12 protein-coding genes are annotated in these 12,494 nt (G+C 70.1%); 6 read left to right on the top strand and 6 right to left on the bottom strand.

The features are described 5' to 3' along the window. Positions 1 to 191: 191 nt before the first annotated feature. Both P6897_RS14840 and P6897_RS14845 read right to left on the bottom strand, forming a co-directional pair. Positions 192 to 860 carry a hypothetical protein gene (locus P6897_RS14840; protein WP_282501638.1) on the bottom strand — a complete coding sequence of 223 codons (669 nt, stop codon included), beginning with the start codon at positions 858 to 860 and terminating at the stop codon, positions 192 to 194. 45 nt (positions 861 to 905) lie between these two features. Next, positions 906 to 1,349 carry an amino-acid N-acetyltransferase gene (locus tag P6897_RS14845; RefSeq protein ID WP_282502604.1) on the bottom strand — a complete coding sequence of 148 codons (444 nt, stop codon included), beginning with the start codon at positions 1,347 to 1,349 and terminating at the stop codon, positions 906 to 908. A 137-nt stretch (positions 1,350 to 1,486) separates the two neighbouring features. On the opposite strand from P6897_RS14845, the gene P6897_RS14850 reads away from it, so the two are divergent. Next, entirely contained in the window at positions 1,487 to 4,006 is a 2,520-nt protein-coding gene (locus tag P6897_RS14850; protein WP_282501639.1) for a circularly permuted type 2 ATP-grasp protein, read from the top strand. Beyond that, positions 4,003 to 4,887 (top strand): transglutaminase family protein, encoded by an 885-nt coding sequence (locus tag P6897_RS14855; protein WP_282501640.1) that lies wholly within the window; start codon positions 4,003 to 4,005, stop codon positions 4,885 to 4,887. The genes P6897_RS14850 and P6897_RS14855 overlap by 4 nt, the downstream gene beginning before the upstream one ends. A 149-nt stretch (positions 4,888 to 5,036) precedes the next feature. Here P6897_RS14855 and P6897_RS14860 read toward each other — a convergent pair whose 3' ends face one another. Beyond that, positions 5,037 to 5,786: a gamma-glutamyl-gamma-aminobutyrate hydrolase family protein gene (locus tag P6897_RS14860; protein ID WP_282501641.1), complete on the bottom strand. Its 750-nt coding sequence runs from the start codon at positions 5,784 to 5,786 to the stop codon at positions 5,037 to 5,039. Positions 5,787 to 5,954: 168 nt separating this feature from the next. Next, positions 5,955 to 8,480, bottom strand: coding sequence for an ATP-dependent Clp protease ATP-binding subunit (locus tag P6897_RS14865; protein ID WP_112617660.1), 2,526 nt, complete (start codon positions 8,478 to 8,480; stop codon positions 5,955 to 5,957). A 174-nt stretch (positions 8,481 to 8,654) separates the two neighbouring features. Here P6897_RS14865 and P6897_RS14870 point away from each other — a divergent pair, with 174 nt between their 5' ends. Genes P6897_RS14870 through P6897_RS14885 form a run of 4 tightly spaced genes read left to right on the top strand, consistent with a single transcriptional unit; the run spans position 8,655 to position 10,907 of the window. Next, positions 8,655 to 9,416, top strand: coding sequence for a hypothetical protein (locus P6897_RS14870; RefSeq protein WP_282501642.1), 762 nt, complete (start codon positions 8,655 to 8,657; stop codon positions 9,414 to 9,416). Further along, positions 9,416 to 10,066, top strand: a complete 651-nt coding sequence (locus P6897_RS14875) for a hypothetical protein (protein WP_274179445.1) — start codon at positions 9,416 to 9,418, stop codon at positions 10,064 to 10,066. Before P6897_RS14870 ends, P6897_RS14875 begins: the two co-directional genes overlap by 1 nt. Continuing rightward, positions 10,066 to 10,680: a hypothetical protein gene (locus P6897_RS14880; RefSeq protein ID WP_282501643.1), complete on the top strand. Its 615-nt coding sequence runs from the start codon at positions 10,066 to 10,068 to the stop codon at positions 10,678 to 10,680. Before P6897_RS14875 ends, P6897_RS14880 begins: the two co-directional genes overlap by 1 nt. Further along, complete coding sequence (locus P6897_RS14885) at positions 10,677 to 10,907, top strand: helix-turn-helix transcriptional regulator (protein ID WP_274179447.1); 231 nt, start codon at positions 10,677 to 10,679, stop codon at positions 10,905 to 10,907. The genes P6897_RS14880 and P6897_RS14885 overlap by 4 nt, the downstream gene beginning before the upstream one ends. A gap of 52 nt (positions 10,908 to 10,959) precedes the next feature. Here the strand turns inward: P6897_RS14885 and P6897_RS14890 are convergent, their stop codons facing one another. Next, positions 10,960 to 11,454, bottom strand: a complete 495-nt coding sequence (locus tag P6897_RS14890) for a DUF1269 domain-containing protein (protein WP_282501644.1) — start codon at positions 11,452 to 11,454, stop codon at positions 10,960 to 10,962. Between the two features lie 103 nt (positions 11,455 to 11,557). After that, entirely contained in the window at positions 11,558 to 12,442 is an 885-nt protein-coding gene (locus P6897_RS14895) for an SDR family oxidoreductase (RefSeq protein WP_274179449.1), read from the bottom strand. Between the last annotated feature and the right edge of the window lie 52 nt (positions 12,443 to 12,494).

Here is a 12,494-nt window from a genome sequence, read left to right on the forward strand (position 1 = left end):
GGGGACTGAGGAAATCGAGAGGGCCCATCGCTCACCCGAGGTGGGGATCCGTCGTCGCGATTCTGGGGGGTTTCGCGACTACTCGCTGCTGGGGACAGCGGGGGTCCTCGGGGAACTGCATCCAGGTTACGGCCGGGCTCGCCGCCTGTCGCCCTCTCTCCGGTGAGAAAAGTCTCACGTCGGTGAACGCGTCAGCGCAGCACGAACTGACGTTCCTGTTGCGCAGCCAGCCCGCCGATCTCAACTGCCAGGTTGAAGTAGCCCGCGGGCGCTGCCGGACGCTCCGCGTCGCACGTGTCGACCGACGAGCGGGTGCGGTCCCAGGTGATCGGAGTCACGCTCGACACCGTCTGGCCGGGGTCGATCTGCACGACCTGATCGCTCGACTCGCTCTGGCAGTCCGTCGAACGCCACCATACGTCGGGTCCGCTCGCGACCGTGAGCTTCTGCGTCGCCGTGCCCACATTGAGCAGGCAGGGAGCCGAGCCGGAGTTCGTGAGCGAGATGGACAGCTGCGGCAGTTCGCCGGCTCCGTAGGACTCCTTGTCGGTGACCGCCGAGACCTGGACCGAACGAGCGGAGCACGCCTCGACCTCGGCCGGCGTCGCGTCCGACGACGGCTGCGGCGCACTGGGGGATGCCGCGGGCGTGGGCTGATCCGCGGGCGGTGACGCCGGTGCCTCACCGGCATCCGACGACCCAGCCGGAGCGGGAGTGCTGTCCGCTGCCGATCCCTCCCACGGTCGCCAGAACGCGAGCACGACAGCGGCGATGAGCACCAGCACGACGAGCAGCAGCACGAGACGTCGCCGGCGGTAGACCGCGGGCGAATGACGGCGTCGGGGCGGCGTGTCGGTCATGAAGCCAGGGTAGGCCGCAGGTCGGATGCCGCCCGGGCGGCACGCCTACAGGTGCTTGAGCATCCGGGTGTTGCCCAGGGTGTTCGGCTTGACGTGCGCGAGGTCGAGGAACTCGGCGATGCCCTCATCGGGGCTTCGCAGCAGCTGCGAGTACACATCGGCGTCGACGATCTGCTCGCCGATCGCCTCGAACCCGCGCCGCGCGAAGAAGTCGACCTCGAAGGTGAGGCAGAACAGGCGCGAGAGACCGAGCTCGCGAGCGCCCTGCTCGAGCCGGTCGACGATGGCGCCGCCCACCCCACGGTGCAGCCACTCGTCCACGACGATGAGGGTGCGCACCTCGCCGAGGTCCTCCCACATGACGTGAAGGGCGCCGCATCCGATCAGCTGCCCGTCGGCCTCGGCGACGACGAACTCCTGCACCGACTCGTAGAGCACCACGAGGTCTTTGCCGAGCAGGATTCGTCGCTGCACCCAGGGGTCCAGCATCTCGCGGATGCCGCGGACGTCGCTTGCCTTCGCGGGGCGGACGACGAAGGCCGGGTCGTCTGAGCTCACGCCTCAACGATAGTCCGCGCCGGTAAGGTTGCCTCAGCCCGAGATCCCTCCCGCCTTGGAGTGCCGACGTGAGCGTGCTCCGTGATTACGCCGCCGCAGTGTCCCAGCCGACACTGCCTCTGTCGTCGCTTCCCCACGGCCCGGCCGACCTCTCGCGGTACGACGAGGTGGTCGATGCCGACGGCGGCCTCCGCCCCGCGTGGCAGTCGCTCGCCGGCCTCGCGCTGGCCCTGACGCCGTCCGAACTTTCGCGCGTCGAGGGAGAGATCACCCGCTTCCTCGCCGACGACGGTGTGACCTACGTCCGGCCCGACAGCGGCGCCCAGCCCTGGCAGCTCGACCCCGTTCCGCTCGTCGTCGACGCGGCCAGCTGGGCCCCGCTCGAGACGGGCCTCGCGCAGCGCGCCGAGCTGCTGAACGCCGTCCTCGCCGACCTGTACGGACCGCAGACCCTGCTCTCGTCGGGGATCGTCCCCGCCGCCGCGGTGCTCGGTCACGCGGGATTCCTCCGCCCCCTCGCGCGAGCGACCGCGGCCGACCGGCATCCGCTGCTGCTGTCGGGCACCGACCTCGGACGCGACGCCGACGGCGAATGGCGGGTGCTCGCCGACCGCGTGCAGGCCCCGTCTGGGCTCGGGTTCGCGATGGAGAACCGCCGCGTCATCTCGCAGGTGCTGCCCGACCTATACCAGCAGAGCGATCCGCACCGCATGGAGCCCTACTTCTCGGCGCTGCACGCGACGCTCGCCGCGTCGGCGCCCGAGGGCGTCACCGAGCCGCGCGTGGTCGTCCTGACGCCGGGGCCACACTCCGAGACCGCCTTCGACCAGGCCTTCCTCGCCCGGGGCCTGGGCCTGTCGCTCGTGCAGGGCAGCGACCTCGTCGTGCGCGGGGGGCGGGTGTGGATGAAGCCCACCGGCTGGCCCCGCCGCGAACCGACCGAGCAGGTCGATGTCATCCTGCGCCGCGTCGACGCGGAATGGTGCGACCCCCTCGAGCTGCGGTCCGACTCGCGCCTGGGTGTCGCGGGCCTCACCGAGGCGGTGCGCCGCGGAACCGTGCGACTGGTCAACGGGCTCGGGGCGGGCGTCCTCGAGAACCCGGCGCTCCTGCCCTACCTCCCGGCCGCGTGCGAAGCCCTGCTCGGGGAACAGCTCCGCCTCTCGGCGGTCCCGACGTGGTGGTGCGGCGACGAGGCGGCGCGCTCCGTCGTGCTCGAACGCGTCCGCGCCGGCGATGACTCCGTGCTCGTGCGTACGCTCGACGGGTCACGCCGGGATCTCACGGGGCTGGATGCCGCGGCCATCGCCGACCGCATCGAGGCGAACCCGCACCGATACGTCGGTCAGGAGCTGCTGCCCCTCTCGCAGGCCCCGGTCTGGACCGGCGAGGGCGCGCGTGCCCGGGCTCTGATCTTCCGCGCGTTCACCCTGCGCCACGGCTCGGCCTATCGCCCGCTTCTCGGCGGCCTCGCGACGGTGCGAGAGAGCCCCGACGCAGCCCCGACCACGAAGGACGTCTGGGTGCTGAAGGCCGCCGAGGGCGACGCGGACCAGGGCCTCGTCGAGATCGGTCCGCTCCCGGGCGGCCGCAGTGCTCCGAGCATCGCACCGCGTGCCCTGGACGACATGTTCTGGTCGGGGCGATACGCCGAACGGGCCGAAGACCTGCTGCGGCTCGTGCTCACGGCGCAGCAGCAGCTCGACCTCGCCGGCGCCGGCCGCGCCAGCCACACGAGCGCCCGCGTCCTGCGCGACGCCATCCACCGGCTCGCCGGTCCCGGACCGGATGCCGCTGACGCCGACTTCCGGTCGCTGCTGCTCGACGCGGCTCGGGTCGGGTCGACCGCCCACGCGCTCAGCCGACTGCGCGACGCGCTCGACGGTGTCCGCGACCAGCTGTCCGGCGACACGTGGCGCGTCTTCGCCGGCATCGAACGCGCCTCCCGCGCCCTGCGGGCGTCGCCGCACGCCCACCGCACGGCCGAGTCGGCGGGACGCATGCTCACGGTCGTGCTGTCGCTGCAGGGCGTGACCGCCAACATGATGCGCGACACCGGCTGGCACTTCATCGAGGCGGGACGCTTCCTCGAGCGCGCGCTTCAGGTGTGCCACATCCTGCGAGTCGTCGTCGACCGCCGCGACGCACGCACCGAGCGGGCCGTGCTCGAGGCGCTGCTCACCGCGTCGGAGAGCATCGTCACCCACCGCCGCCGGTTCCGTGGCGCGGTGCGCCTCGGCGACGTGCTCGACCTGCTGCTGCGCGACCCCGACAACCCCCGCTCGCTCGCGTTCTGCCTCGCCGAGCTGCGCACGCATCTCGCCGCAGCCCCCGCGTCGACGGGGTCGACACGCCCCGAGCGCTTGGTCGACGACCTCGAGAATCTCGTCGATGCGATCGACACGGACGCGCTGGGGGATGCCGTCGACGGCATCCGATCGTCCCTCGCCGAGCTGCTCGACGACCTCACGGCGCAGCTCGAACAGCTGGGCGACGCGATCGACGAGCTGCACTTCGAGAGCGGACCGCCCCCGGTCGCGCTGTCGTCGCTCGCCCTCATCGAGGAACTGATGGAGGCTCGCGCATGAAGCAGTACCGCGTCTGGCATCGCACCGCCTACACCTACAGCGATCCCGTCGAAGACAGCGTCGGGCAGTTCCACCTGATCCCACGCGAGCTGCCCGGGCAGCGGGTGCGCGAGGCGGAGGTCGTCGTCTCCCCCGCCCCGGGTGACATGCGTCGCGACTCCGACTACTTCGGCAACTGGTCGACGTACTTCCACGTCACCGACGCGCATGAGGCGCTGTCGATCGAGGCGTCGAGCGAGGTCGCGGTCACCGCTCCCGAGTACGACGCCGCTGCGCTCGCGCTTCCCTGGGAGACGGCGCGGCCGCTGCGGCATCCCGACCAGGAGGGAGCGTGGCGCGCGGCGGAGTTCGCGATGCCCTCGCCCCGCGTCGCGCAGTCGGAGGCCACCGCCGCCTACGGCGCGATCTCGCTCACCCCGGGGCGCCCGATCGGCGAAGCCGCGACCGACCTGATGCACCGCATCTACACCGACTTCGACTACGACAGCACCGCGACCACCGTCACCAGCACCGTCGCCGATGCGCTCGAGAAGCGGGCCGGCGTCTGCCAGGACTTCGCCCACGTCGCCCTCGCGTGCCTGCGCTCGCACGGCGTCGCGGCCCGTTACGTCTCGGGCTACCTCGCGACGCAGCCACCGCCCGGCAAGGAGCGGGTCTTCGGCGCCGACGCCTCGCACGCGTGGCTCGCGGTCTGGCTCCCGGGCACCGACCAGTGGCTCGCGATCGATCCGACGAACGACCAGTGGGCCAACGACCGCTACGTCACGGTCGCGTGGGGCCGCGACTACGGCGACGTCTCGCCCGTCAAGGGCATCATCTTCACCGAGGCGAAGACCTCGACCCTCCGCGTCTCGGTCGACGTCGCCCCGCTCGAGCCCTGACCCGCCGGGTGAGCTGCGCGCGCCGTGCGCGGATGCGAGGGATCAGCGGCGACACCCCGGGTCGAGGCATCCATCTCCGGGGTGTCGGCCACGATCGCTTGCATCCCGGCACGCCGGCGGACGCCGACCGACCACGGATGCCGGCGGGATCAGCGGCGTGCGGCGTACTCCGTCGCGGCGGCGACGAGGCTGAGGAAGAGCCGTCGGTCGGCGGCTTCCTCCTCGGGATGCCACTGCACGGCGACGAGGAAGTCCGAACCCGGCGACTCGATCGCCTGCGGCAGCCCCTCGCCGCTGCGTGCCGAGACCACGAGGTCCTCGCCGAGTCGGTCGATGCCCTGGTGGTGGTAGCTGCTCACGGTGAGCGAACCCGTGCCGACGAGCTCGGACAGCATCGTGCCGGCCGACACCGAGACCCCGTTCCGCGCGAAGACACCGCCGCCGAGCTGGTACCGGTCGGTGCCCAGCACGTCCGGAAGGTGTTGATGGAGCGTGCCCCCCGCGGCGACGTTGATGAGCTGCAATCCGCGGCAGATGCCGAGGACCGGGATGCCGCGCTCGCGGGCACCCCGCAGCAGAGCGAGCTCCCAGTCGTCGCGGTCAGGCCGCGCCGGATCCGTCAGAGGATGCCGCGCGGCCCCATACAGCTCGGGCTGCACGTCGAGGCCGCCCGTGAGCACGAGCCCGTCGAGCCGGTCGAGCACGACGTCGGCGGCGGGCCCGGGCGAGGGCTGCGGCGGCAGCAGCACCGCCGCGCCGCCCGAGGACGCGACCCGGTCGAAGTACTGCTGCGGTAGGAAGCTCGCCCGCACGTCCCACACCCCCTGCTGCGCGCGCTCGAGGTAGGTCGTCAAGCCGATGACGGGTCGGGGCGCCGTCGTCGCGTCTTCGCTGCTCACGCGCCGATCGTAGAGCCGTCGTGTTTCGCGCCGATCACACGCCGCAGCAGCCCACAGCCCTCCGGCTGCGTCGTGCGGCGTGTCCCGCCGACAGGCCCCGGAAACGCCGGAGGGGCGGATGCCGCAGCATCCGCCCCTCCGTACGACTCGTCGCTCGCGCGATCCCGGTCAGTCGCCGCTCGCAGCGATGTCGGGGGTCGCGGCGATCTCGCCGGCAGCGCCGACGCCGACCGCGACCTTGCCCTCACGCGGAGCGGTCTCGAAGACGAACTTCGTGCCCTCGGTGTCGACCTTCACGTGGTCTCCCGCGTTGAGCTCGCCATGCAGGATCTTCTCGCTGAGCTGGTCCTCGACCTCGCGCTGCATCGCACGGCGCAGTGGCCGGGCACCGAGCGTCGGGTCGAACCCGATCTCGATGAGGCGGTCCTTGGCGGCATCCGACAGCTCCACCGTCATGTCGCGGTCAAGCAGCCGGTCGCTCAGCCGCTTCGTGAACAGGTCGACGATCTGGCGAAGCTCGGCCTTGTTCAGCTGCGGGAAGACGATGACGTCGTCGACGCGGTTGAGGAACTCGGGCTTGAAGTGCCGCTTGAGCTCCTCGTCGACCTTGCCCTTCATCCGCTCGTAGCTCGTCTGCGCGTTGCCCTCGACCTGGAAGCCGACCGGACCACCGGCGATCGCCGACGAACCGAGGTTCGTCGTCATGATGATCACGGTGTTCTTGAAGTCGACGATGCGGCCCTGACCGTCGGTCAGGCGACCCTCTTCGAGGATCTGCAGCAGCGAGTTGAAGATGTCGGGGTGGGCCTTCTCGATCTCGTCGAAGAGCACGACCGAGAACGGCTTGCGGCGCACCTTCTCGGTGAGCTGGCCGCCCTCTTCGAATCCGACGAATCCGGGAGGGGCACCGAACAGACGCGAGACGGTGTGCTTCTCACCGAACTCCGACATGTCGAGGGAGATCAGCGCGCCCTCGTCGTCGAACAGGAACTCGGCGAGCGCCTTGGCCAGCTCGGTCTTTCCGACACCGGTGGGCCCGGCGAAGATGAACGAGCCCGAGGGGCGCTTGGGGTCCTTCAGACCGGCACGCTGACGACGGATCGTGCGAGAGAGCGCCGCGATGGCCTCTTCCTGTCCGACGACGCGCTGGTGCAGCGCCTTCTCCATGAAGACGAGACGGCTGGTCTCCTCCTCGGTGAGCTTGAACACCGGAATGCCGGTGGCCTGGGCGAGCACTTCGGCGATGAGGCCTTCGTCGACCACCGCGTGCGACGCGACGTCGCCCGAGCGCCACTGCTTCTCGAGACGCAGGCGCTCGGCGAGCAGCGACTTCTCCTCGTCGCGGAGCGACGCGGCCTTCTCGAAGTCCTGCTCCTCGCTCGCGCGCTCCTTGTCCTCGCGGACCTTGGCGATCTTCTCGTCGAACTCGCGCAGCTCCGGCGGCGACGACAGGATCGACAGGCGCAGGCGGGCGCCGGCCTCGTCGATCAGGTCGATGGCCTTGTCGGGCAGGAAGCGGTCGCTGACGTACCGGTCGGCGAGGTTCGCCGCGGCGACGAGCGCGCCGTCGGTGATCTGCACCTTGTGGTGCGCCTCGTACCGGTCGCGCAGACCCTTCAGGATGTTGATCGCGTGAGGGATGCTGGGCTCGCCGACCTGGATCGGCTGGAACCGGCGCTCGAGGGCGGCATCCTTCTCGAAGTGCTTGCGGTACTCGTCGAGCGTCGTGGCACCGATCGTCTGGAGCTCGCCGCGGGCGAGCAGCGGCTTCAGGATCGACGCCGCGTCGATCGCGCCTTCGGCCGCACCGGCACCGACGAGCGAGTGGATCTCGTCGATGAAGACGATGATGTCGCCGCGGGTGCGGATCTCCTTCGTGACCTTCTTCAGGCGCTCCTCGAAGTCACCGCGGTAGCGGGAACCGGCGATGAGCGATCCGAGGTCGAGCGAGTAGACCTGCTTGTCCTTGAGCGTCTCGGGCACATCGCCCTTGACGATCGCCTGGGCGAGACCCTCGACGACGGCGGTCTTGCCGACGCCGGGCTCGCCGATCAGGACCGGGTTGTTCTTGGAGCGACGCGAGAGGATCTGCATGACCCGCTCGATCTCCTTTTCGCGGCCGATCACCGGGTCGAGCTTGTTGTCGCGCGCGGCCTGCGTGAGGTTGCGCCCGAACTGGTCGAGCACGGCCGAACCGCCCTGCGGCGCCTGGGCCTGCTCGCCCGCGCCGACGGTCGCGCCGGCGGGCTCCTTGCCCTGGTAGCCGCTGAGCAGCTGGATGACCTGCTGGCGGACCTTGTTCAGGTCGGCGCCGAGCTTGACGAGCACCTGAGCCGCCACACCCTCGCCCTCGCGGATGAGGCCGAGGAGGATGTGCTCGGTGCCGATGTAGTTGTGTCCGAGCTGCAGCGCTTCGCGCAGCGACAGCTCGAGGACCTTCTTCGCGCGCGGCGTGAACGGGATGTGACCGGTCGGCTGCTGCTGCCCCTGACCGATGATGTCCTGCACCTGCTCGCGCACCGCGTCGAGCGAGATGCCCAGGCTCTCGAGGGCCTTGGCCGCGACGCCTTCACCCTCGTGGATCAGACCCAGGAGGATGTGCTCGGTCCCGATGTAGTTGTGGTTGAGCATCTTCGCCTCTTCTTGGGCGAGCACGACCACGCGACGGGCACGATCCGTGAATCTCTCGAACATCGTCAGCCTCCTTTGAGCGCCGGGACTCCGGGCGCTTACGAAAGAGAGTAACCAGGCGTGGATACGGGTATGCCCGTGTTCGCCGTCGGCATAGCGTTCCACGGGGTTGCGCCCTGCCACGCCAGACCATAACGTTTGTCGATAACAACGACTATCGATAAGTAGAGGATGCGGATGTCGAACACGTGGGCGGTCGGTCAGATCGTGATCATCGCTGCGGTGGCGCTCGTCGTCGCCGCCGTGCTCTTCATCAGGGCGACGCGCCGCGCGCGTAGTCGCGGGGACGCGTCGCCGGTCGTGAGCCTCGCGCTCTCGCTGTCTGCCGCCTGGGCTGCATTCAGCCTGCTCGGCGCCGTCATCTCGGTGATTCAGAATCTCGCCGCAGACGCGCCGCGCATGAGCGTTCCCGTCGCGCCATTCTGGCCTGACCTGCTTCCGGGTGTCACGATCGACACCGGCCCGACGGCCGAGGTCGTCGGCGGCGGCTTCATGTTCGCCGAGGTGGACGTGGCGGGGGTCAGTCCGCTGGCGCGAGCGCTGTGGACGACCGGGCAGGCGCTGTGGTCGTTGATCCCCGCGGCGACCGCGGCGCTCATCGCCGTGGCTTGCTTCCAGCTGCTCGCCGGGCGCACCTTCGATCGGATCATCGTTCGCATGACGATGGCGACCGCCGTCATCGTCGCTGCCGGCGGGACGGCCGCACAGCTGCTCTCGGACATGGCCGGGAGCATGGCCTCGCAGGAGCTCTTCGCCCGGGAAAGCGCGCGGTGGACCGAGATCCCCGGAGTCGACGATCCGTTCGCCTGGTGGCCGGAAGCGACGCTCAACGTCACTCTGCCGTTCTGGCCGATCGCTGCCGGCCTCGGCCTCGCCGCGCTGGCCGCGGTGTTCCGATACGGCTCACGACTGCAGCGCGACACGGAGGGACTGGTCTGATGGCAGGCACCATCGGGAAGAGGAACATGCCGCCGACCACGTCGATGTACGACATGCCGCGCGGCGATCGGTGGGCGACGCGGACGATGGCGGTGCTGGCCGGATTGATGGGTGTCGCACTCGCGGCGGGTCAGATCGGTGCGGCCGTGACGTACGCCTGGTCGCCCGACGTCACGCTGACCCTCCTCGCCCAGCAGGAGCTCCCGGTGGTCGCCGGCCGAGGCGTCGCGACGGCGAACATCACAAGCGTCACACTCCAGGCAAGCGAACTCGCATCGTCGACGCGAGCCCTCTTCGCCGCGGGTTCGATCGCCCTCGGGATCACCGCGGTCCTCGTCGCGGCGGCGCTCTCCTGGTTCCTCCTCTCGATCAGCGCCGAGCGTCCACTGCGCCCGGCCCTCCGCCGCTTCTGCACGATCGCCGGGTGCGCGCTGCTGTTGGGCCCCGCCGTGAGCACGTCGCTCGCCGGCTTCGCATCCATGGAGGCGGCGTTCCAGTTCGGTCCGGCCTTCGACGACCTCCTCCTCCCGGGATTCAGCGCCTCGACCTGGGGAATGGCGCTGCCCATCGTGGGAGTCAGCGTGATCTGCCTGGGATTTCTGCTGCGACGGATGGAACGTCTCGAGCGCGACACGGAAGGACTGGTCTGATGCCCCTCACCCGCGGACCCCGCTCGGATGCCGCCGACGCCATCGCCGTCCTGATGCTCGGCCTCGGCGCCGCGATCACCGTCGTGCTCACGGTCATCGCGCGCTTTATGAACGTCTTCCGCGAAGCGGGCGTCGCCTGGAGGATCGACATCGACGACAAGCCGTTCTCCGCCTCCGTCGGGTCGGGCGCGGGATACGTCGACGGCATCGTCGAGAACGCGCTCGTCATCGCACCGGAGGTCGACGGCGGCACGGCAGTCGCGCTCGCCGGCTCGATCATCGCGTGGGGCGTCGCATCGCTCGTCGTGATCGCCGCGGTGATGTACGTCGCGCGGAGCTTCCTGCGCGGGCGGCTCTTCGTTCCCGCCACGGCACGGGCCTTCGACGTCATCGGGTGGTCGATCGTCTCGGGCGCGCTGGTCATCCTGGTCCTCGAGAACATCGGGCGCAACGGCATCCTCACCGCTCTCGGGGTCGATGACGTCGAGCCGCTGCACTTCCTCGACTTCTGGGCCTACGCGCCGGCCTGGGCGATCGGCGTGGCCGTCGGCCTGATCGCGATCGCGTTCCGCCGCGGCGTACGACTGCAGCGCGACACCGAGGGACTCGTATGAGCGCGGCCGACGATGACGGACCGAGCGGGGTCCATTGCCGCCTCGACGAGCTGCTCGCCGAGCGCGGGATGACGCTGACCCGCCTCTCCGAGATCGTCGGAGTCTCGGTGGTGAACCTCTCGGTGCTCAAGAACGACCGAGCCCGCGCCATCCGCTATTCGACGCTCGCCGCGATCTGCCGGGCGCTCGACTGCGAGATCGGCGACCTGCTGGTCCGCGCGGACTGACGAACCGGGTCGGGGTGCGGCGAATGACACCCCGACCCGGACGCGCCACGGACTACCGCGTGCCGCTGAGGTCGTGGATCAGCTCCCGCTCGTCCTTCTCCGAGAGCGAGGTCTGCACGACGGTGCCGTGGTAACCGGCGAGCGCCGATGCGAACTTGTCCGTCGTGATCTTGGTGGCATAGAGCACGACCGCCGATTTTCCGGCGGACACCGCCGATTTCACGCGGTCGCGGAATTCGGCATCCAGGTTCGTCTTGTCGAGGCCGGCGAACAGGGCCCCGAACAACCCGCCGAAGACGAGCCCCGCGATCGGGACGAAGAAGAGGATGCCGATCAGAGGGCCGAACAGCGCTCCGCCCGCCGCGCCCGCGCCAACCTTGCCGACGACGCCGGGGTATTCGACCTTCGTCTTTCCCTCGTCGTCGACCTTCACCAGAGCCAGCCCGGCGAGCTCGACCACGAGGTCATTCTGGAGCACCTGGATTTCGTTGTACGCGGCTTCGGCGTCCGCTTCGCTGTCGAATGCAATCACGATCAAATCGGCCATGAAATCCCTCGTTTCGTGTTGCCTGTCCCCTCGAGGCCGACGGTATCCCGGCGCGTGAGGAGCAACAAAGGGGGCCGCGGACACCGCCGCCGTCCGTGGCCGGTCAGCTCAGGCTGAAGCCGCCGTCGCTCGTGAGCACCTGACCGACCATCCACGCGCCTGCGGGGCTGCACAGCCACCCGATGAGCTCCGCGGGGTCCTGCGGACGGCCCACGCGCCCGAACGCCGTCGTGCTCAGCCAGGCGTCGAAGTCGCCGAGCGAGCGGTCGGTGGTGTCGGGATCGAGGTAGCCGGTATTCACCGGTCCGGGGTTCACGGTGTTCAGGATGATGCCGAGCTCGAGCAGCTCTGCGGCCACCGTTCTCGTGACGCCGGCGAGGGCTGCCTTGCTCGTGGCGTACGCCACCTCTCCGATCATCGGCCCGTGGATCTGGCCGGACGTCATCCACACGACGTGCCCCTGCGGCGCGTCGTAGGGCTTCGCGCCCGTGATCCGGTCACCCGGCCGGCGCGGCGTCGCGGGCGTCTCCGCGAAGCGGCGCGCGAATGCCGCGGTGAGGAGGAGGGTGGCGCGGGCGTTGACGTCCCAGAACGCGTCGAGACGCTCCGGCGTCATATCGAGGATGCTGCCGTCGTCGCCGCTCTTGGCGTGGTTGCAGACGAGGATGTCGAGCGCGCCCGTCACGGCGGCGGCCTCATCGATCAGGTCGGTCGCCGCCGTCGCGACGCTCAGATCCGCGGCGACGTCGGCGAAGCGAGCATCGCCCACGAGGTGGGAACGGATGCCGGCGCACACGGCGTCGAGGTCGTCGCCACCCCACGGCAGGTCGAGGTCGTGAGGCCGGTGATGGTGCGCGATCACGTTCGCGCCGAGCCCGGCGAGAGTCGTGGCGACGGCGAAGCCGATGCCCCGACGGCGAGAGACGCCCGTGACCAGGGCGGTCTTACCGCTCAGTGGAAGAGCGCGTGCAGAAGAAGAAGCGTGCATGGGTGAACCTTTCGATCGCGTCGTCCTCGACGCGTGGATGGGGATCGGAAGC

The organism is Microbacterium sp. BDGP8, from assembly GCF_029991045.1.
GTDB lineage: Bacteria > Actinomycetota > Actinomycetes > Actinomycetales > Microbacteriaceae > Microbacterium > Microbacterium plantarum.